The sequence below is a fragment of the Microcoleus vaginatus PCC 9802 genome (assembly GCA_022701275.1).
GTDB lineage: Bacteria > Cyanobacteriota > Cyanobacteriia > Cyanobacteriales > Microcoleaceae > Microcoleus > Microcoleus vaginatus_A.
In genome coordinates, this window is sequence record CP031740.1 from 2,839,606 (window position 1) to 2,861,009 (window position 21,404).

The window sequence follows — 21,404 nt, forward strand, 5'->3', positions numbered from 1 at the left end:
GACTTATACAGTCCTTTATATACGAGTCGATCTCTGGCTATCGCCTCACTTTCTTTGGCAATGACAAAATACACATTTGTACACACAACGATTTTGTCAAAAAGGACGATCGCACAGTGGTAAGCTACCAAAGGCATTGAAATATCTAAGGTAGAGAAAAGTTAAAATGTCGGCATTAAATGAAGTTCCCTTGTTGTTGCGGGCAGCCCGCGGCGAAACCCTAGACCGCCCGCCCGTTTGGATGATGCGTCAAGCCGGCCGCTACATGAAGGCTTATCGAGATTTGCGAGAAAAGTATCCCTCGTTTCGCGAACGTTCCGAAATTCCCGAAGTTGCGATCGAAGTTTCCCTTCAGCCGTGGCGCGCGTTTCAACCAGACGGCGTAATTCTGTTTTCCGATATTGTCACCCCCATGCCGGGTTTGGGCATCGACATGGACATCGCCGAAGGCAAAGGCCCGATTATCCACGCACCCATCCGCACTCAGCAGCAAATCGACAACCTGCAACCGCTGAACCCGGAAGAAAGCTTGCCGTTTATCAAAACAATCCTGAAATCCCTGCGCGAGGAAGTCGGCAACAAATCCACCGTGCTCGGTTTTGTGGGCGCGCCGTGGACGCTGGCGGCCTATGCCGTTGAGGGCAAAGGTTCTAAAGATTATGCCATCATCAAAAACATGGCATTTTCCGATCCAACTTTACTGCATCAGTTGCTGTCGAAATTCGCAGATGCGATCGCCGTTTACGTGCGCTATCAAATCGACTGTGGCGCGCAAGTAGTGCAAATGTTCGACTCCTGGGCCGGCCAACTCTCCCCGCAGGACTACGACACCTTCGCTTTACCTTACCAGAAACAAGTATTCGAGCAAGTCAAAAAAACCCATCCCGACACACCGCTAATTCTGTTAGTAAGCGGCAGCGCCGGCATCCTCGAACGTATGGCAACATCCGGCGCGGATATCGTCAGCGTCGATTGGACTGTTGACATGGCCGACGCGCGCCGACGTTTGGGCCCGAATATGAACGTTCAAGGAAATCTCGATCCGGGCGTGTTGTTTGGTTCTCAACCGTTTATTCGCGATCGAATTCTTGATACAATTCGCAAAGCGGGCCCGCGCGGACACATCCTCAACTTGGGACACGGCGTATTACCGGGAACTCCCGAAGACAACGTGCGTTTCTTCTTTGAAACGGCAAAACAAGCGGACAAATTGCTTGCAGTTGCTGCTTGATTTGATTTCGATTGTAGAATCCGATCAAATCCGGTTAATTGCACCTGATATTTGTAGAGATACGGCAATGGGCATTGCCGTGTCAACTTAACGTTAAACGTAGTATCTGTCTGCTGTCTGACGATTAGGGATCGATCCCCCCTAGCCCCCCTTAATAAGGGGGGACACGAATCTTCTCTCGCGTCCCCCTCCTGCGGGGGATTTAGGGGGATCGAGACTGAGTTAAAAGCGAGATTTATCAGGGGTTCCAGTCTTAAGTTGACACCAAGAGGCAATGCCGTCTGCCTACCGTCGAAAAAGATTATATAATCGGAGCGAATCCGGTTAATTGTACATTATATTTGTAGGGACACCGCAATGCCGTCTCCCTACCGTCGAAAAAGCGTCAAATCCTCCCTCTTCCCCTGCGGCAAAATGAACTCCAAAAAAATTTTTGTGACGGGTGCAAGTGGCTGTATCGGTCACTACATGACCGAAACTTTGATTCAAGAAACAAACCACGAACTTTATTTATTAGTTCGCAACCCCGAAAAATTAAAATTTGACTGGAAAGCCCGCCCCGGCATCAATATAATACAAGGCGATATGCGAGATATCGAGCAATTTGCGGAACTTCTCCAAACAATAAATGTAGCAATTGTAGCCGCCACTGCTTGGGGAGGTACTCAAGAAGTTTTTGATGTTAACGTAACCAAAACTCTCCGCCTAATTCAACTACTTTCGCCACAGACTTGCCAGCAAGTAATTTATTTTTCAACAGCCAGCATTCTCGGTCGAGACAACAATTTGCTTAAAGAAGCCGGGGAACTGGGGACAGATTATATCCGCTCAAAATACAACTGCATGGTGCATTTGTCAGCCTTGAAAAATTTGCCTCCGATTACGGCACTTTACCCGACATTAGTATTGGGAGGAGACGCAGAAAAACCAGTCTCTCACTTGTCCTCTGGTCTGCCACTTGTCGCAAAATGGATTGGTTTGATTCGCTGGTTTAAGGCAGATGGAAGTTTTCACTTCATCCACGGCGCAGATATTGCCAAAGTAGTTAATTATTTAGTTGAGCATCCGCCTGCTTCCGAGGAACCGCGACATTTTGTGCTAGGAAATCCGGCGATTACAGCTAACGAAGTGGTAGAACAAGCTTGCAAGTATTTGAATAAAAACATATTTTTTCGGATTACTCTTTCAGCTTGGCTAGCCGATTTCTTTATTTGGCTGTTCCGAATTCAGGTTGCTGCTTGGGATAGATTTTGCATCAGCTACCGCCATTTTACTTATCAAAATCTTGTGAATCCCGAAAGCATAGGAATGCCGAGTTACTGCGGCACAGTTGCCGATATGTTAAGAACTAGCGGGATTCCCGGCACAGATTCAAAGTAGAAGGAAAAGGAAAGAGGGAAGAAGGAATGCGCACCAAACGAGTAATGTAGGGTGCGCAGTGCGCACCAAACGACTAATTGAGTGTTTCAAATTCTTTTTTGCCTTAGTCCCAGGCTTTTTAAATGCGATTATCGTTAATTAAGGGTCAAATACGATAAAATATCAGCATTTGCACACTTTAACAGGGAACTGCAAGCTAAAAATTGCGCTTATTTTGTTTGTCTTAGGGGGTGTCACCCCTCGCCAGATATTCGATCGAGTGCAAGATCGTAATTTTAGCATTAACATTAAGTCTTGAGAGTCGATCGAACTCTCAAACACGCCAGCCCGATCGCAAGTTGTTTACTGATGTGAGGTTTAACATATAATGCGAGTTCTTCTAGTTTACCCGCTGTTTCCGAAAACATTTTGGTCTTACGAGAAAATCCTAGAATTAGTCGATCGTAAAGTGCTGCTGCCACCGCTGGGTTTGGTAACGGTAGCAGCTATTTTACCCCAAGAATGGGAATTTAAGTTAGTCGATCGCAATATCAGACAAATCACCGAAGCAGAATGGGAATGGGCAGAGCTCGTTATTCTCTCCGCAATGATTGTCCAAAAAGAAGATTTGCTAGACATAATTCGCGAAGCAAAACGGCGCGGTAAATCCGTAGCTTGCGGCGGCCCTTACCCGACATCCGTACCCGAAGAACCTCAAGCAGCGGGCATAGATTACCTGATTCTCGACGAAGGCGAAATCACCTTGCCGATGTTTGTCGAAGCAATAGGGCGCGGCGAAAAAAGCGGAATTTATCGATCGGACGGCGTAAAACCCGATGTTACCACAACCCCAATCCCCCGCTTCGATTTGCTGGAATTAGACGCCTACGACTCGATGTCAATTCAATTTTCCAGAGGCTGTCCTTTCCAGTGCGAATTCTGCGATATCATCGTCCTCTACGGCCGCAAACCCCGCACCAAAAACCCCCAACAATTGATAGCAGAATTAGACTGTCTGTACAACTTGGGCTGGCGGCGCGGCGTGTTCATGGTAGACGACAACTTTATCGGCAACAAACGCAGCGTCAAACTGTTGCTAAAAGACTTAAAAGTCTGGCAAGAAGAACACAAATTCCCCTTTACTTTCAACACAGAAGCATCCATCGATTTAGCCCAAGACCAAGAATTGATGGACATGATGGTTGCTTGCAATTTCAATGCAGTGTTTCTCGGGATTGAAACTCCCGATGAAGAAAGCCTGCAAATGACGAAAAAATTCCAAAATACCCGAAATTCCCTGATCGAATCCGTAGAGTTAATTGCCAAATCCGGTTTGCGAGTAATGGCCGGATTTATCATCGGATTTGACGGGGAAAAACCCGGTGCCGGTCAGCGGATTGTCAAGTTTGCCGAAGCAGCAGCCATTCCGAGCACAACCTTTGGAATGCTGCAAGCTTTGCCGCACACTGCATTGTCCCACAGATTAGCAAAAGAAGGGCGGTTGCGCGACAAATCGGGCAACCTCAACCAAACTACCTTGATGAACTTTATTCCGACGCGGCCTCTCGAAGATATCGCCCGCGAATATGTCGAGGCATTCTGCGAAGTGTACGATGCTGAGAAATATTTAGACCGGACTTATCGCCATTTCTTAATGTTAGGTGCACCTACAGCAAATATACCTGCTCGAGTTCCTAGTTGGATAGACTTGCGAGCACTGTTAACTGTGGTGTGGCGTCAGGGAGTCAAGCGCAAAACTCGGTGGAAGTTCTGGCATCATTTGTTCAGCATTCTCAGACGCAATCCTGCGGTTTGGGATCATTATTTGACAGTGTGTGCTCACAACGAGCATTTCCTCGAATACCGCCAGATTGTGCGGGATGAAATCGAAGCTCAATTAGCCGACTTTTTGGCTAATGAGTCTCAAACTGTATATCAAGAACCTGTTGCTGTTGAGGAAAAGCAAGTGCAAGCGGTTTAGGGTTGGAGAATTAAACCGCAGATAAACGCAGGTAAACGCAGATGAATGTAAGATTGTCTGCGTTTATTTTGTTAAACTTATTTTACAGACTTAGTTTTTTAAGATCATGGAAACTGTAAATATTCATCAAGCTAAAACGAATCTCTCACGACTATTGTCGCGTGTGGAACTGGGAGAAGAAATCATTATTTCCAACGAAGGCATCCCAGTCGCAAAATTGGTTCCGTTTCGTACTTCATCCAATCGACGAGCTAGTTTAGGGAAAGATCGAGGGCGATTTCTTTTGCCAGAGGACTTTAACGATCCTTTGCCAAAAGAGATTTTGACAGCATTTGAGGGAGATGAAGAGTGAAACTCTTGCTGGATACGCAGTGTTTTTTGTGGTGGTTTGCCCAACCAGATCGATTGAATGAGGAGGCGATCGCACAGATTGCCGATGAAACGAACGAATTGTGGTTTTCTGTTGCTAGTGTGTGGGAAATGGGCATCAAAGTTGCGATCGGAAAGTTACCACTCCCAGAACCGATAGATACCTACATTTCGACACGCATGATACAGTTAGGTGCGCGATCGCTGGAAATTACAGCACCTCATGCCCTGCGAGCGGCTGCCTTACCATTACATCATCGAGATCCCTTCGATCGAATGCTGATTGCCCAGGCTCAGATGGAGGAGATGACGCTTGTGAGTGCTGATTCAATGTTCAAGCAATACAGCGATATTGCTATTCTTTGGGCGGCCACTTCGTGAGATTAATCTCGTTTCCAAGCTCTGCCTGGGAATGTCATATTCTGCGGATATGCTGGCTCAAGAAAGCAAGCAGATAGAGCCTCCTTCGGCATTCTCATTTTCTGACTGAAAAGGTGAAATACTACTATTGGCTGCTGCACTTATTTCGGCAGATAGAGGCGCGATCGCCCGCAGTTATGAAAATCTAATTACAAGATAAAAAATATCAAAATAGCGATCGCCCTCAACCCGCCATGCTAGGAACCAATCAACTCAGAACAGCCGCTCTCTTAGGACTTCTAAGCGGCCTTCTCGTTTTAGGAAGTTATTATTTAATCGGCAACGAGCAAGGACTTTACATCGGTTTAGCGCTAGCAGCGTTCTCAAGTTTTAGCTCTTGGTACTATTCCGACACGGCCGCGTTAATGGCTTACCGCGCTCAGCCGCTCGCGCGCAGCGAAGCTCCCGAACTCTACGATATGGTAGCCTCGCTGAGTGAAAAAGCAGAAATTCCGGTGCCGAAAATATTTCTAGTTCCCACTCAATCTCCCAACGCATTCGCCACAGGAAGAGACCCGGAACACGCGACAATAGCAGTTACTGAAGGCATCATAAAGCTGCTTTCTCGCGAAGAATTAGAAGGCGTTTTAGCCCACGAACTCACGCACATCCGCAACCGCGATACCCTCACTCAAGCAGTTGCAGGCACAATTGCCGGTGCAATTACATTTGTCGGGCGAATACTGACTTTTGGAGCGCTTTACGGCCCAGTGACGCGGGATAGCAGACAAGGCGCGAATCCGTTTGGTTTGCTGTTTTTAATCATTTTAGCACCGCTATCAGCAACCGTAATTCAAATGGCGATTTCTCGGACGCGGGAATTTGCAGCAGACAGCGGTGCGGTAGAAATTACCAATAACCCGATCGGCTTAGCAAACGCCCTGCAAAAGTTGGAGAAACTGGGTCATGAAATTCCTATGCACGGCAATCCTGCGATGTCGCCGCTGCTGATTGTCAATCCTTTTTCGACTAAAGGTTTGCAGTCACTTTTCCGCACTCACCCGCCGACAGAGGATCGCATTCAACGCCTTTTGGAAATCGCGCAGCAGCAGCAAGGTACTCCAGTTATGGCCTACGTCCCCGGAATTTGATCGCTCGAAAATGCAGCAACAATATTTAGAAACCCGGTTGTTTGAAGCAGCCGGGTTTCTGTTTGTTTATAACGATCGCTGTATGAAACGACTAATTCTTCGATTTCGATAGGTGAAGGGCGATCGCTTTTTCCGTAAATATCGGACTGTGATTTCGATAGGTAAAGGGCGGTCGCTTTGGCCGTAAATATCGCACAGTTTTGTCTTTACTGTGAGGCGTGATGCCTTTATTGAAAGGATTTACCCCACCCAGCAATTCATCAGGCTTGTTCTTTAAGTCCGGTGATGCTAGTAGTGGTCTATAAACTTCACCTTCATAGGGCTTCCAAACATATCCAAGACTGAACGATCGAAAAACCGAAGATGCTCCCGTTGCTTGCCAAACAGCTTCAGCTAAAACCAATCCAGCAAAAGCCAAGCCAGGCTCTTCAATCAATTCGCTGTAGGTTCTAAACTCATCTACTTCCATACCAACTAAAGCATACCGAAACGGTGGAGCAAACCGCAAACGCAGATACAGAAATCTACCTATTTCCGTCATTAAATAAGCACTTTCTGGAGTGTTAATTCCAATCTCACTGATGCCACTTGGACAAACTCGACACCACCAATTTTCTTCTATATCCTGAAAAATTTCTGCCCGACATTGGGAAACCCTACCGTTTGAGAGCACGCAGAAAATTTTATTGAAATATTGAGCAAATTGCTGTGCTTCCGATTGCTTTGTGCCACATTCAGCCGATAAGCTAAACACCCATGCCATTGCTGTTCTCCCGTTGAGTAAATTAAACTATCAAACTTTCTCCCATTCATTCTGTGTCTGGGCCAGGGCTGCTTCATATTTCTCTAAAAGCATTGTAGCGCTTGGCAAAATACTGACATGAGTTGGACTATCTTTCACAGCTTCAATATCTCCGAGGATCTTGCTGTCGTCAATCTGCCAAAGAGGATCTTTTCCTGTGCCGCCAAATTTTGGGGGTTTGCGGGATTGTGGTAAGCCTTCGATAGAGAGGGATACAGACATTCCTTTTGTGTTTCTAATGGCTACAGTGACAGACTCCTCTGAAGACTTGCGCTCTGTTTCTGGTAGTAAATAACCTTGTTCATCCAACCAGTCTTTGGGCACTTGCTCAACATCAATGTCAGTACCGTGTCTGACTCCCAGTAGCCTCGCGCTGCGTCCCATTTTGGGTTTACCGTTTTCTTCTGCCATGCCTCGATAATAGAGTGTTGCCATTAGCCTTTTATCAGCCCAACTCGATCGCCAGACCAATCATAATGTAATTGCTGCATTGGTTGGATGCGATCGCTCTTTGTTTTTGCAGCTAATTCGTGAGATGTCACTGCTCATTTATTTTGATTTGAGTATCAGGGAGAGCGCCCTGTGATTGCTCTCCCTTAATACGATTACTTGCGATCGTACAAACGCGGGTTTGTCTGTTTGCCGTTGTCTGTTTCAGTCGGCTCATCGTGGAGTGCGATCGCAAAACGCAGATGATTTGGAATCATCTGCGTTCATCGGCGGTTTAATTAAACCCTATTAAACTGAAGCCGCAACCTTATCTAAAGGCCGCACTTGACGGAGGAATTCGCGAAGTGAATCACCTTCCACCACCTCAGTTTCCAACAGTTTCTGGGTAATTGTTTCCAACAATTCCCGATTTGCTTTCAGAATATCCAAAGCTTGCTGATGTGCAGTTTCGACAATTTCCTTCACTTCTTGGTCGATCGCCTCAGCAGTCTGAGCACTTACCGCGCGGCGGGCATTTCCCATACCGTCATTGAGGAACATTGATTGTTGACCTCGATCGTAAGCTAGAGGCCCCAAAACCTTACTCATCCCGTAAGTGGTCACCATCCGTTCAGCTAAATCCGTCGCCCTTTGCAAGTCGTTGGAAGCGCCAGTAGTAATGCTACCAAACACGACTTCCTCAGCCGATCGCCCCCCCAACAAAGTCGCAATTTGACCCCGCAATTCCGATTCATCTAACAAGAAACGGTCTTCAGTCGGTAACTGCAAAGTATAACCCAAAGCAGCCATACCGCGAGGGACGATCGAGATTTTCGCAACTTCGCCATTACCAGTCATCAGAGCACCCACCATCGCGTGTCCAACTTCGTGATAAGCAACGATGGTTTTCTCTTTTTCATTGAGCACGCGGCTTTTCTTTTCCAAGCCAGCTACAATTCGTTCGATCGCCTCTGCAAAGTCTTCCTGCGCTACAGTTAGGCGTTTGTTGCGGGCCGCCAACAAAGCAGCTTCATTCACCAAATTTGCCAAATCAGCGCCGGAAAAACCGGGGGTGCGAGTGGCGATCGCCTTCAAATTAATATCCGGGCCCAACTTCACTTTTTGAGCGTGAATGTTCAAAATTTCTTCGCGACCAGATAAATCGGGGCGATCGACTAAAACTTGGCGATCGAAACGACCAGGGCGCAACAAAGCAGCATCCAAACTTTCCGGGCGGTTAGTTGCAGCAAGCACAATTACCGTAGTATTGCCCGCAGCAAAACCATCCATTTCAGTTAACAATTGATTGAGAGTTTGTTCGCGTTCATCATTCCCACCGAAGCTAGCGTTACTGCTACGAGATTTGCCGATCGCGTCCAATTCATCAATGAAAATAATACAAGGAGCCTGTTTCTTAGCCTGCTCGAATAAATCTCTAACTCTTGCAGAACCAACACCTACAAACAGTTCCACAAACTCCGAACCGGAGATGCTAAAAAACGGCACGCCAGCTTCACCAGCCACTGCTTTTGCTAACAGCGTTTTGCCAGTTCCCGGAGGCCCGACTAACAGCACGCCTTTCGGAATTCGCGCACCAATTGCCGTAAACCTGTCGGGAGTTTTCAGGAACTCAACAACTTCGACTAATTCAGTTTTAGCCTCTTCTACTCCAGCCACATCAGCAAAAGTAATTTTCGCCGATTCGCCTTCTACATAGACCTTAGCTTTGCTTTTTCCGAGCGAGAGCGCACCCTGAGGCCCGCCACCCTGCCTGTTCATGAAAAATTGAAAAATCGCCACAAAAATCAGCGGCGGAACCACCCAGCTTAAAACACTGCCGATCCAGCCATTTTTGGCAGGGGGAGTTGCCGCAAATTCAACGCCTTTTTCTTGCAAAAGTTTAGGAAGTTCCAAGTCAAAAATCGGCGTCGTTGACAGCACTTGACCGGGTTGGTCGCCTTCGCCTTTTAGTTGGTAGCGAATTTCATTTTGGCCTACCGAAGCTCGGACTACATCTTGTTCTTGAACCTGATGGACGAACAAGCTGTAAGGCACTTGGGGAATTTGAGGGCCGAACAAATTGGGTAAAAAGATGTTTGCCAGCAGGAACAAACTTGAGAGCAATAACAAGACATTGCTAATTTGTCGAAAACGAGGTGGTTGGGGCTGGTCTTTAATGGCCATTGATAGCTGTCATCCTTTGATTTAAAGCAGTTTTATTCATCTATTTTCTCATCAACTAGGCAGACAATGTTAAGCGGATTTCCTCACTTTATCGGGTGGGTTAACCCGCTAGCACGGATTTGCTATTATTAACAATGCTTTTTTTAACGAACCGCGAAGATGCTACGGACACGAAGGAAGAGAAGAGCGTTATAGTATGTAGGGTGCGCCGAAGATCACCGAATATTTATGCCGCTTCTGGGTTTAATTGAATCATTTCCCAAGTAGTATAAGTGCCGATCGCACCCCAAATCACGTAAGGCAAAAGTAACAAAGCCGCAGTTTGAGAAATCGGCAAAACAGCCAACGTCAACACAGCTCCCACAATCTCGCCAGCCCCTCCCAAAATTGTCCCTACTTTGAGACTTTTGGCTCTGAGAGTAGCAGGAATATAAGCAACTGTGACAATTTCTAAAAGCAAGTACAAAGCCATCAACAGCCATGTTTTAAGGCTCCCTGGCTCCTGTTCCCACACGAAAGTAGCGCTGCCGGCCGCGCAAGCAAAAATCACCGTCCAAATTAACGGAATAGCAGGCTCAAAAAACATCCAATCCGGTCTTTGAAGTTTAACGGCCCAGTTAATATCCCGCAGTTTAAAAGACAGAGTGCCGAAGGCGACTGAGAAAGTCACGCCGCCGATAATCATCCAAGATTCCATCATGGTTTTCCACTCTCAAATTGCTCGATCGCTCATTAACTTGATCGTGTCAAATCCAAGCCGAACTTAGATCCGCCTTTAGTAATAACTTTTGTAAAGCCCGATGCAATTATCGCTAACCGCCAGACAAATTCTTAGCAAACTCTTCGCGTCCAGACACCAAATTAGCTGGAACGCCGTTCGGGTAATTTTGCGCTATTAAAGCTTGCAACTTTTCAACTCGGTTTTCAGGGTTTGGGTGAGAACTCAAAAACTCCGGTGGCGCTTCGCCCTTCCTAGCAGCACCGAGAATTTGCATCACCTCAACAATAGCTCTAGGATCGTAACCCGCCTCCGTCATAAACCGAAAACCGAGCCGATCGCTCTCAAGTTCATCAGACCTACCGTACCGCAAACCGACAACTTGATTGACAGCTTGAGCAATTAATGCTGCCTGCTGACCCCCACCGCGCTCGTCGCTAGTAGCCACCCCAACCGCCGTTACCAAAGACCTCCCCAACTGCTGTTTTGCCAAGTGTTCCGCACCGTGCCGGCCCACAACGTGACCCGCCTCGTGTCCCAGTACAGCAGCCAACTGAGCCTCGGAACTCAGCCGCCGCAGGAGTCCGGCGGTAATGAAAACTTGTCCCCCCGGCAAAGCAAAAGCATTGACAGTTTGGGCGTCTCGCAGCAGGTGGAATTCAAACGGATAACCCGCTTGTTTAGCCGCCGAACTGTTGACAACTCGTTCGCCGACTTTATCGACATACTGCTGAATACTCTGGCTGGGATAAAGCCCCCCATGCTTGGCGGCCATTTGATCTCGCGCCTGCAATCCCAAAACTATCTCTTGGCGGGGAGAAAGCTGCACCCGCTGTCTCTCTCCAGTTACCGGATTTTGTACGTCGTTTGTAAAATAGGTGATTGCTCCAAAAAATGCCATTAATAGCCCGATCGCGGCCCTGAATAAAAATGTGGTCACAGGCTTTTACCTAAAAAGTTGCGCGATTAGAATACTAGGGTGACAACTACCTCCACATCTGTCTGAAGTATCAAGAATGGAAAGTTGTTAGAGTTTTTTTGGAGAATTTGCGAACAAGGCTTTTTTTTTACGAACTGCTTTCGTCGCGTTAGCGAAGCGGCGCGTTTTCGTTACCACACGAAGGAAGAGAACAAGAGAAGAGAAGAAGGTTATAGTTATTAAATCGGTTAAATCTGTTAAATCAATTACACAATCCGTTGCCGAACTTCCTTCGCAATATGTTTCAAGCTACCCGCCGCCGCCTCGCTATTTGGTATACTGCCGTTACTGCCGTATTCTTACTTTTATTCGCCACTGGTTTCTATTTCTACGTCCGCCATACTTTGATCGATCGCATAGATGACACCCTCCATCACGTTGTCGAAGTAATAGAGCGAACTCTCGTTATCGAACCGATCAATTTCCCTACTACTGAAGATAAAATTAAGTTGCAAGTTAATATTCAAGCGAGTTTTCGAGATAGCACCGATGCAGTAGAAGACGACCACATTGATTTAGAATGGTTCAGTCCTACGGGGGAATTGCTATGGTCTACTTTATCGGAACCGCTGAATATTCCCATTCATGCTAACCGCACCGGCGAAACAGTTTGGATAATTAATAAGTTGCAGTTTGAGGACACAAATCAGGCACAAGAAAGTTTGGCAACGGGCTATGTAGGGGATGTCACGGATTTAAGGGATAGAACGAAGAGGGATTTAACCGCAGAGGGGCAGAGGCAAGAGAGAAGAGATTTGGATGGGGATTTGAATGCAGGTTGGCAGGAAAATCTAAATTTAGGTAGTGAAAAGTCGATCGCACAAAATACAAATCGCGTTTCTACCAAACCAATTAGCATTCGGACAACTCAAAACTATTCCCTCAGACAAGTAACGCAGCGAGTACAAATCGGTCGCCAAGTTCTGGGATATTTGCGAGTCAGCCATCCTTGGTTTGAAGTGACAAAACCCATCCGCCAATTAATTCTCGATTTGATTTTGGGCGCGGGTTTAACTCTAATTTGCGTTGCAGCTATTGGCTGGCTGCTGTCGGGATTGGCTATGAAACCTGTGCGGGAATCTTATCAGCGTCTCAAACAGTTTACTGCTGATGCTTCTCACGAACTCAGAAATCCGATCGCCACTATTCAAACTAACGTGCAAGTAGCTTTAGCGGAACCGGATATCGAACCGCAGCAGCATCAACAGCTACAAGTTATCGAACGTCTCACCCGCCGTTTGGGGCGCTTGGTTGATGATTTGCTGTTTTTAGCCAGACAAGATAGCGGTATCGTGCAGCAGCAGTGGATTGAGGTTCCTCTCGATGCTTTGCTGATGGAGGTAATTGAAGAACAACAGGCGATCGCCACTACCCAAAATCTCTCTCTTTCTTTGGAAATTGTCGATCTGCCCAACGCTGAGGAAAACTTTACACTTTTAGGCGACTGGGATCAACTAGCCCGACTTTTTACCAATCTCGTCAGCAACGCCGTGCAGTACACGCCCTCTGGCGGTCAAATTCAAGTAGAATTGCAGCTTGCAGCTAAAAACAAAAGAAATTCGGCGATGTTAAATCCTGCGCTGCAAATAAAAGTAACAGACACCGGCATCGGAATTTCCGCAGAAGCCCTGCCGCATTTGTTCGATCGATTCTATCGCGCAGATCCCGCCCGCACCCACCGCAGCGCCGCCGGTTCCGGCTTAGGATTAGCCATCGCCAAAGCAATTGTCGAAAATCACCGAGGCCAAATCCGCATTGACAGCCAAGTCGATCGAGGTACCGCCGTTACCGTCACCCTCCCCGCCCACAAATCAGAAGCATCTCGCCCCTAAAACTTCCCCTCTCCTCTGCGCCCTCTGCGCCCTCTGCGGTTAATAAAAAAACAGGACTTAAGCAGAAACGATGAAAAATAGATCCTGCGATTGCTTCGTTCCTTTCTTCCGACACAAATCCCCCTCTAAACTTCCTCTCTTCCCCTCGGACTGTGCACCCTAGAAAGGTTAATCACAAAATCTACCCCTCAAGCCTGATTCTTCCTACCTCTGGCCCCAAGCAAGCTATTAAAATTCAATTCCCGCATAGATTAACATGAACTTTGTTGGAAAACCTCGATCGAACTTGTGAGGAGTTATTTATGTTTCGCCACAATCTACCGTTAAAAAAAATCAGCTTGCTAGCAGCCACCTGCGGAGGTTTACTCGTTAGTCTCGCAACACTTTCCCAGGCCGGCGGCCCACCGCCCCAACAAGGAAAACCCGTTTCCCAACCCGCAGAGACTCCCTCAGAGACTCCCGCAGCCACTGAAGAACCCGTCAGCCAACCAACTCCGGCTGCAAGTCCGGGCCTCAGCGGGGTGCCATCTACACCCACAGACGCACCTCCCCGCTTTCCCCTGCCCAGTGCGCGAGTTACGCCTGCTGAAGGCGGGATAGTAATTAAACTGGTGAATACCACCAATGCTGTCATCAATTATCAAATCGTAGGCGTGACCCAGCCGCGCACTCTGGGCGAACAATCGGAAATTTTGCTTCAAACCCTCCCAGTGCCAATCACTCTCACTTACCAGCGCCCAGACGGCGGATTGGTGCTGGTTCGCCCCCAAGCAACCGCGATGCCGGGAATGTTGCAAGTCAGTTTCGGCGCGACAACTGAGGTGGCCGCTGATACAAAATCCCTGGAAATTCAGGAAGATGGGAGAGTATTTGTGAATTAGGTTAATTGGTTGACTGTTGACTGTTGACGGTTGACTGTTGACGGTTGACGGTTGACTGTTGACTGTTGACTGTTGACTGTTACCATTCGTGTCAACTTAAGACTAAAATCCCTAATAAATATCGTTTATAGTTGAGTTTGGCTCCCCCCTAACCCCCCTTATTAAGGGGGGGACAAGAGTATTCTTACGTCCCCTCTAACTCCTATTAATAAAGGGGGAAGAGCATTTAAGTTCCCCCTTCTTAAAGGGGATTTAGGGGGATAGAAACTTCGATACAAACGAGATATTATACACAGGGTTTTAGTATTATGTTGACACCGATAGGCTGTTACTAATTCCCAATTTCCAATTCCAAATTCACAGTCAACCGTCAATCGCCGAGTACCAAAGGAGGTAACTTAGTAAAAGGTAAATCCTCGTTGACGGCATCAATTTCTTGCTGTTCTCTTTCGTTGATTTGACCGATATAAGACTTGAGAATTTGCGCCAGACGGTTGTTATAAAATCGGTGCAAACTATAATTGGGCGTAGCTGGAAAGCCGCGCCGTTTTTTGTGCCTGCCGCCGGCACCGGGATCGAAGCTTTGGATGCCCCGATCGATCGCCCATTCGATCGGCGTATAGTAGCAAGCATCGAAGTGCAAGCAGTCGATTTCCTGCAAACTGCCCCAATAACGCCCGTACAGTCGATCGCCCTTATACAAACAAAAAGACATACCCACAGGCTGTCTGTCATCTTCCTTGTCGTAGGCGGCTACAAATAAAACTCGATCGCGATAATTGTGGTGCAACTGTTCAAAAAATCGCTTAGTCAGATACTTGCTTCCCCACCAACCAAATTTGTCGCAAGTATTCTCATAAAAAGCATACATTTGAGCAAACATGGCTTGGGGAATTTCATCGCCTGTCAGCGTTTTTACCAACAAACCAGCTTGGTCAACTGCTTTGCGTTCGCGCTTGATATTGCGGCGCTGGTTAGCATTAAATGCGCCTAAATAATTGTCAAAATTTTGATAGCCTTGATTTTGCCAAATATAGCTGTGGTGCAGCCAACTGCTGAAACCATGGCGTTCCATTCTTTCGCGCCATTCGGGATCGACATAAAGGAAATTGCAGCCGGAGATATTGTGGCGATCGCAAAAATGGTCGATCGCGCTTACCATTACTCCCGTTAACTCGTCTTCATCTTCCCCCTCGGCAATCAAAAACCGATAGCCTTCAGCCGGAGTAAACGGCGTCATGCCCATCAATTTCGGATAATATTGAACACCCAAACGTTGGGCTAAATCCGCCCACTGATTATCGAATACAAATTCCCCGTAACTGTGGCTTTTGACATAAAGTGGCGCGCAAGCAATCAACTGTTTGTCTCGCCAGACTGTTAAGTGATGCGGTAGCCAACCGGTTTTACCTGTCGCACTGCCCGAGATTTCGAGATTGTTAAGCCAATCCCATTCCAGAAAGGGAGTTTTTAGTGGCATCGCCAGGGCATCCCACGACGCTTGCGGGATTTCGCCTATTTTGCTAATCCAGGCTACAGAATATTCAGGTTTTGGCTGTTTCAGCATAGGGAGATTTGAGCGTAGAGCGATCGAACTTCATTTAAGTTAATATAATTTCCCCTGTTCGACACTTGTTAACAGCCTCTGCCGGGGAACCAGTAAAAATGCCGGACTATCGATCGACCCGATAATGCAAAAATACCTCTTGTCCCACCTGTTTAACTGCCAAAAGCTCCAATTTCGGCGCTACATCCGCCAAAAAACCCTCTCCCTCAACAGCCGTCGGTGCATCCGCGCCGCCCAAAATTAACGGACACACCGTCAGCCAAAGTTCGTCTACCAAGCCTGCAGCCAGCACAGAGGCTACCAGTTTTCCCCCGCCCAGAATCGCCAAGCGTTTGATATCGAAGCTTGCTAGCTGTTGAAACGCATCAATCCAATCAATCTCTCCACCTGCGGTTTTCGCATAGATAATTCGATCGAACATCGAAGGAAGAAGGAAGAAGGAAGAAGGAAGAGGGAAGAGGGAAGAAGGAAGAGGAGACGGCAATCCCGTGTCCCTGCTGTCTTGCCCCGTCAGCAGCCACCGAGGCACCGGTTGCTGGAAAAATCGCAAGTTGGGGTCAAATTGGGGCGATCGCGAACATACAATTTGCACCGGTTGTGGGGGCTTCCCTTGCAGTTCCCTCTGTTTGACCAATTCTGGCGAAATCACTCTCATCGTCGTCCCATAAGCCTGTAAAGTGCCGTTGCCGAACAAAACCGCGTCACTTGTGGCTACTTGCTGTTCCAGGTGGGATTTGTCGTTGGCAGAACCGAATCTCGCGGGCGATCGTACTGCATCTGCTATTTTACCGTCAGCACTGATCGCGAGTATTACTGTTGCGTGAGGTTCAGTCATGGCTTATCAGAATTTCGCAGAACAACATTTAACTGTACCAATTCACAACTATTTGTAAAGTTTGTTTTCAACTCGCTCGTACTGGTTTTATTTGACGGATAATGTGGGTTTATTTATTTTGCAACCGCAGCGATCGCCCTACCAAAGTATTTACTTTTCTTTACAAACAGCAGACAAAAAACGGCGTGGGAGGTAAAAAATTCGTTGCAGACTTTAAATGCGCCGCGCGATCGACTAGAGTAAAAAAAATGGCTTGATCCGTTTATTCATCGCAAAGGAAAAAAAGCTCATGGTTCAACGCGGTTCTACAGTCCGGATTCTCCGCAAAGAATCCTACTGGTATCAAGAAGTGGGCATCGTTGCTACGGTAGACAAAAGCGGCATTAAATACCCAGTTATCGTTCGCTTTAACAACGTAAATTATGCAGGCGTCAACACCAACAACTACGCCGAAAGCGAATTAGTTGAAGTGGCAGCACCCACAGCAAAAACGAAAGCAGGGACTCCAGTAGCTTCCGGCGGCAAACAAACCACGCTCGACGAGAGGACTCGGCAAACCGGCCAGGGTACCCCCACGCAGCAGCCGAAAAGTTACACGGGCAGCGAACCGGGCTCCGAAACGCCCGGCACCGTCCAAGGTTCGCCTCAAGGTCAAGGAACAGAACAACGCTAATTGTGCCAGAACTGCCAGAAGTTGAAACTATTTGCCGGGGTTTGAATCAAGCAACCCTCGATCGAGAAATGTTGGGCGGCGACGTGTTGTTAAACAGCACGATCGCCCGTTCCATCTCTGCGACCGATTTTTTGACAAAACTCAAAGGAAAGTCGATCGCCCGCTGGTACAGACGCGGCAAATATCTACTGGCAGAACTATCTCAATTCCCAGAAGGAGAAAGAGAGAAAGGGAAAGGGGGAGAATTTAGGGCTCAAACTCCAAGCTCTTCCCCTCTTGCTTCTTCCTTCCTCCTTCCTTCAAAAGCCGGCTGGTTGGGCGTTCACCTGCGGATGACGGGACAACTGCTGTGGGTGAACCGATCCGAACCCCTGCAAAAACACGCGCGAGTGCGGCTGTTTTTTGAAGGAAACCAAGAATTGCGGTTTGTAGACCAGCGCACCTTCGGGCAAATGTGGTACGTGCCGGCAGAAACCGAGGTTTCCAGCACAGTCATCGGTCTGAAACTCTTAGGCCCCGAACCGTTTTCAGACGAGTTTACAACAGAATATTTGACCCGCAAGCTGCACCGGCGGGCGCGACCCATTAAAACAGCTTTGCTAGACCAGGCCCTGATAGCTGGTTTGGGCAATATTTACGCAGACGAAACTTTGTTTTTGTCGGGAGTGATGCCCACAACTCTCTGTGCAGATTTGACGGCAGAGCAAATTGGGCGCATCCATACAGCTATTATTCAAGTTTTACAGAAGGCGATCGCATCCGGCGGCACGACTTTTAGCAATTTTCTCAACGTCCAAGGTGTCAACGGCAACTACGGCGGCGTCGCTTGGGTGTACAATCGCGCTGGTCAACCCTGCCGCACTTGCTCGGCAACCATCGAACGTATAAAATTAGCAGGGCGATCGACTCATTTTTGCCCCGCGTGTCAGCAATAAGCAGAAGGAAGAAGGAAGAAGGAAGAAGGAAGAGGGAAGAAGGAAGAAGGAAGAACTGATATCTTGTACCCTTGTCAATAAGGCTGTCACGGGCGGGCGCGACACCCAGCCCACAAGAATATTGAACTCTTGTGGAACAGGCATTTCCGGCGTGTTAAGCGAGAATGGTGCCAGATGTCAGAAGAAAGAAGAAGTCCTTTCCAGCCAAATCTAGATTAAAATTTGTATAGTTTTTTAAACTAAACAAAGCAAGTTATGGCAATCAAGAAAGGCAGTATAGTTCGCGCTGTACGCGAAAAATTGGAAAACAGTCTAGAAGCCAAAGCCAGCGACCAGCGCTTTTCCTCGTATATATTTGAAACAAAGGGCGAAGTGATGGATGTTCGCGGCGACTACGCCTTCGTCAAATTTGGCAAAGTACCCACCCCCAATATTTGGCTGCGGGTAGACCAACTCGAAGATTTTAACTAACTCACCAAAACTCAACATCACTGTTCTTAATGTAGCGAAGGGTGCACACCGCGCACCTTTCCCCAATTAAGCTGATTGCTAAAATCTAAAATCTAAAATCTAAAATCTAAAACCCAATGAATTCTCCATCAAACCGCGTATCAATTATTGGTGCAGGCAAAGTCGGCAGTACGTTAGCCCAGCGAATTGCTGAGAAAAATCTGGCAGATGTAGTATTGCTAGATATTGTGGAGGGTTGGCCGCAGGGCGTTGCTTTGGATTTGATGGAAGCCAGGGGAGTGGAACGCCACGATCGCCAAATTGTCGGTACAAATGATTATACAGATACGGCAAACTCAAATATCATAGTAATTGCCGCCGGAGTGCCGCGCAAACCAGGTATCAATAGGGAAGATTTAATTAGAATCAATGCTCGAATTGTCACCGAAGCCACAAAACAGGCGATAGAGCATTCTCCCGAAGCAATCTTAATCACCGTCACAAATCCCCTAGATATCATGACTTATTTAGCTTGGGAAGCAGCGGATTTGCCAAAAAACCGAGTCATGGGTATGGGGGGAGTTCTCGACTCCGCCCGCTTTGAAACTTTTATAGCAATGGAATTGGGCGTTTCAATTGCTGAAATCAATGCAACTGTCATCGGTTCTCATGGCGATTTAATGGTTCCTTTGCCCCGCTATTCTACTGTCAACGGTATTCCCATCAATCAACTTATGGATGCTGGGGCGATCGATCGACTCGTACAGCGGACTCGCCACGGCGGCGCCGAAATTGTAGAATTGATGAAGACTGGTAGTGCTTATTTTGCACCCGCATCTGCTGTCTGTTTGATGGTAGAATCTATTTTATTTAATCAGTCGCGACTATTGCCTTGCTGCGTTTATTTGCACGGCGAATACGGCGTGCAAGATATCTTTTTAGGAGTGCCCTGCCGCTTGGGATATCAGGGAGTCGAACAAATAGTGGAACTCGAACTCAGCGATACTGAAAGAGCAGCCTTTATCGACTCGGGCAAATTGGTTGCCCAAAATATTGAGGAAGCCAGGGCAATACTGAAAACGGCTTCTTAAGTTTGTAGCAGTTCGTTGATCATAGCAGCCTGCTCGCCACTTCAATATATAGTCATTTCAAATAAATCTGAGACAAATGCAAGATGATGTAAAATCAAGAAAAATTGTTAACTCGGAGCCGAAAAATGGCATACAGTCTAGATTTAAGAAAAAGAGTAGTGGATTATGTGGAAAATGGAGGGGGTATAACTAAAGCCGCCGCCCTGTTTAAAGTAGGAAGAGCAACAATATACAGATGGCTAGGGAGGGAAGACCTTCGAGCCACTAAGGTAGAACACCGTGAGCGAAAGATAGACTGGGAAGCGCTCAGAAAAGATGTAGAAGAAAATCCCGAAGCAAGATTAATAGAAAGAGCAAGGAAATTCGGGGTGAGAGCGAGTGCCATATGCTATGCCTTAAAGAAAATGAAAATTACGAGAAAAAAAAAGAATATCGTTATAGAGAAAGGAATAGAGAAGAAAGAATACAATACTACCAAACACTGAGAAATTTAATTAAAGCTCATGGGAGTAAAAGCCTTGTATTTATTGATGAGTCAGGGTTTGAAGAGTTTCATGCTTGTGTTTATGCGTGGTCAAAAAAAGGAAAAAAAGTATATGGGGATAGACAAGGAAAACGCGGAAAGAGAGAAAATTTAGTAGCAGGAAGAAGAAAAGGAAACAAGGACTTGATTGCACCTATGGTCTTTACAGGGAGCTTGAATGCAGAAAGTTTTGAAGGGTGGTTAGCTTTATATTTATTGCCATCTTTAACAATACCATCAATATTAATCATGGATAATGCACCGATTCATCGTAAGACAGCAATTAGACTGCTGGTGGAGGAAGCAGGCCATCAGATACTTTTTTTACCAAAATACTCTCCTGACTTAAATGATATTGAGCATGATTTTAGTGCATTAAAGAGAGCTATAATGTATTCGCATTCTGCCACATCTCTTGATGAGATTATTCGCGCTTATTGTGCAACTTAGTGTCTCATTTTTATTTGAAATAACTATAATAATTTATATTGAGTATGACAGTGCGATCGATCTTCGGAAGTTGGCTTCTCGGAGTTCAACCGCGCTTTGATAAAAAGATCATGCTTGTTAGGCTGTATTTCACAAGCCGACAAATGGCAGCAAGGAACCGATCGATAAATATAAAATTTCCTCTCAAAAATTTGGTAAAAACGCAAAAACTGGCCAAAACAGTTGAACTTGGTCTGCGCGACAATACCATCAGAGTTTCTCTAGAAATTAAAGCAAAAATCTGCCATCTTTTCTTTACTCCTAAACCAACAGCCGAAGCAGTCGGTTTTGGCTTATCTCTCACTCGCGATCGCATGGCCCAACAACACCGTGGCACTTTAAAGGTAGAAAGTGAAATGCGAGTTTCTACGAAATTTATCATTACTTTGCCCAAACTTTAATCCTCGCGCTCGCCCTTTCTATTGATCAAGCTTGAAAGACCTTTACTTTAGTCAAAAATGTGATACCGTAAACATTGGTATTATCTAAAATTTTTACACTTGTCAAAAATGGCAAAAATCGGGCAAAAAGTCTCCGCGCGTGCGAAGCTATCCCGAACGCGCGT

At 46.7% G+C, this 21,404-nt stretch carries 18 protein-coding genes and 4 pseudogenes; 15 read left to right on the forward strand and 7 right to left on the reverse strand.

Annotation, left to right across the window (positions count from 1 at the left end; all coding sequences use genetic code 11):
- The first annotated feature begins 166 nt into the window (after window positions 1-166).
- The 6 genes from D0A34_11455 to D0A34_11480 all read left to right on the forward strand — a co-directional run bounded on the left by D0A34_11455 (window position 167) and on the right by D0A34_11480 (window position 6,451).
- Window positions 167-1,231 carry a uroporphyrinogen decarboxylase gene (locus tag D0A34_11455; GenBank protein UNU19404.1) on the forward strand — a complete coding sequence of 355 codons (1,065 nt, stop codon included), beginning with the start codon at window positions 167-169 and terminating at the stop codon, window positions 1,229-1,231.
- Between the two features lie 414 nt (window positions 1,232-1,645).
- Window positions 1,646-2,611 (forward strand): NAD(P)-dependent oxidoreductase, encoded by a 966-nt coding sequence (locus tag D0A34_11460; GenBank protein ID UNU19405.1) that lies wholly within the window; start codon window positions 1,646-1,648, stop codon window positions 2,609-2,611.
- Window positions 2,612-2,978: 367 nt separating this feature from the next.
- Window positions 2,979-4,571, forward strand: coding sequence for a B12-binding domain-containing radical SAM protein (locus D0A34_11465; GenBank protein UNU19406.1), 1,593 nt, complete (start codon window positions 2,979-2,981; stop codon window positions 4,569-4,571).
- Between the two features lie 106 nt (window positions 4,572-4,677).
- Window positions 4,678-4,923, forward strand: coding sequence for a type II toxin-antitoxin system Phd/YefM family antitoxin (locus D0A34_11470; GenBank protein ID UNU19407.1), 246 nt, complete (start codon window positions 4,678-4,680; stop codon window positions 4,921-4,923).
- Window positions 4,920-5,321 (forward strand): type II toxin-antitoxin system VapC family toxin, encoded by a 402-nt coding sequence (locus tag D0A34_11475; protein ID UNU19408.1) that lies wholly within the window; start codon window positions 4,920-4,922, stop codon window positions 5,319-5,321. Before D0A34_11470 ends, D0A34_11475 begins: the two co-directional genes overlap by 4 nt.
- 233 nt (window positions 5,322-5,554) lie before the next feature.
- Window positions 5,555-6,451, forward strand: a complete 897-nt coding sequence (locus tag D0A34_11480) for a protease HtpX (GenBank protein ID UNU19409.1) — start codon at window positions 5,555-5,557, stop codon at window positions 6,449-6,451.
- 250 nt (window positions 6,452-6,701) lie between these two features.
- On the opposite strand, the pseudogene D0A34_11485 reads toward D0A34_11480, so the two are convergent.
- The 5 genes and pseudogenes from D0A34_11485 to D0A34_11505 all read right to left on the reverse strand — a co-directional run bounded on the left by D0A34_11485 (window position 6,702) and on the right by D0A34_11505 (window position 11,524).
- A pseudogene (locus tag D0A34_11485) lies at window positions 6,702-7,214 on the reverse strand (hypothetical protein).
- A 30-nt stretch (window positions 7,215-7,244) separates the two neighbouring features.
- Window positions 7,245-7,688, reverse strand: coding sequence for a hypothetical protein (locus tag D0A34_11490; protein UNU19410.1), 444 nt, complete (start codon window positions 7,686-7,688; stop codon window positions 7,245-7,247).
- 303 nt (window positions 7,689-7,991) lie between these two features.
- The gene (gene hflB / locus D0A34_11495; protein UNU19411.1) at window positions 7,992-9,866 is read right to left on the reverse strand and encodes an ATP-dependent zinc metalloprotease FtsH; all 1,875 of its coding nucleotides are present in this window, start codon (window positions 9,864-9,866) and stop codon (window positions 7,992-7,994) included.
- 226 nt (window positions 9,867-10,092) lie between these two features.
- Window positions 10,093-10,566: a TspO protein gene (locus tag D0A34_11500; protein ID UNU19412.1), complete on the reverse strand. Its 474-nt coding sequence runs from the start codon at window positions 10,564-10,566 to the stop codon at window positions 10,093-10,095.
- Window positions 10,567-10,678: 112 nt separating this feature from the next.
- A complete protein-coding gene (locus tag D0A34_11505; GenBank protein ID UNU19413.1) occupies window positions 10,679-11,524 on the reverse strand; it encodes a M48 family peptidase in 846 nt (281 codons plus the stop codon).
- A gap of 278 nt (window positions 11,525-11,802) precedes the next feature.
- Here D0A34_11505 and D0A34_11510 point away from each other — a divergent pair.
- The 3 genes and pseudogenes from D0A34_11510 to D0A34_11520 all read left to right on the forward strand — a co-directional run bounded on the left by D0A34_11510 (window position 11,803) and on the right by D0A34_11520 (window position 14,276).
- Window positions 11,803-12,183 (forward strand): annotated as a pseudogene (locus D0A34_11510) (sensor histidine kinase).
- A gap of 252 nt (window positions 12,184-12,435) precedes the next feature.
- Window positions 12,436-13,395: pseudogene (locus tag D0A34_11515) on the forward strand (sensor histidine kinase).
- A gap of 302 nt (window positions 13,396-13,697) precedes the next feature.
- Window positions 13,698-14,276, forward strand: a complete 579-nt coding sequence (locus tag D0A34_11520; GenBank protein UNU19414.1) for a hypothetical protein — start codon at window positions 13,698-13,700, stop codon at window positions 14,274-14,276.
- Between the two features lie 370 nt (window positions 14,277-14,646).
- Here D0A34_11520 and D0A34_11525 read toward each other — a convergent pair whose 3' ends face one another.
- Both D0A34_11525 and D0A34_11530 read right to left on the reverse strand, forming a co-directional pair.
- On the reverse strand, window positions 14,647-15,843 hold the full coding sequence (locus D0A34_11525; protein ID UNU19415.1) for an N-acetyltransferase: 1,197 nt from the start codon (window positions 15,841-15,843) through the stop codon (window positions 14,647-14,649).
- A gap of 106 nt (window positions 15,844-15,949) precedes the next feature.
- Window positions 15,950-16,678 (reverse strand): riboflavin deaminase, encoded by a 729-nt coding sequence (locus D0A34_11530; protein ID UNU19416.1) that lies wholly within the window; start codon window positions 16,676-16,678, stop codon window positions 15,950-15,952.
- 289 nt (window positions 16,679-16,967) lie between these two features.
- Between D0A34_11530 and D0A34_11535 the strand changes: the two genes are divergently transcribed.
- The 6 genes and pseudogenes from D0A34_11535 (at window position 16,968) to D0A34_11560 (ending at window position 21,240) form a co-directional block, all read left to right on the forward strand.
- A complete protein-coding gene (locus tag D0A34_11535) occupies window positions 16,968-17,351 on the forward strand; it encodes a photosystem I reaction center subunit IV (protein ID UNU22255.1) in 384 nt (127 codons plus the stop codon).
- Between the two features lie 2 nt (window positions 17,352-17,353).
- Window positions 17,354-18,286 (forward strand): DNA-formamidopyrimidine glycosylase, encoded by a 933-nt coding sequence (locus tag D0A34_11540; protein ID UNU19417.1) that lies wholly within the window; start codon window positions 17,354-17,356, stop codon window positions 18,284-18,286.
- Window positions 18,287-18,541: 255 nt separating this feature from the next.
- On the forward strand, window positions 18,542-18,757 hold the full coding sequence (locus tag D0A34_11545; GenBank protein ID UNU19418.1) for an NAD(P)H-quinone oxidoreductase: 216 nt from the start codon (window positions 18,542-18,544) through the stop codon (window positions 18,755-18,757).
- 116 nt (window positions 18,758-18,873) lie between these two features.
- Window positions 18,874-19,827, forward strand: coding sequence for a malate dehydrogenase (mdh, locus tag D0A34_11550; GenBank protein UNU19419.1), 954 nt, complete (start codon window positions 18,874-18,876; stop codon window positions 19,825-19,827).
- 125 nt (window positions 19,828-19,952) lie between these two features.
- A pseudogene (locus D0A34_11555) lies at window positions 19,953-20,800 on the forward strand (IS630 family transposase).
- 44 nt (window positions 20,801-20,844) lie between these two features.
- Window positions 20,845-21,240, forward strand: coding sequence for a sensor histidine kinase (locus D0A34_11560; GenBank protein ID UNU19420.1), 396 nt, complete (start codon window positions 20,845-20,847; stop codon window positions 21,238-21,240).
- Window positions 21,241-21,404 lie beyond the last annotated feature (164 nt).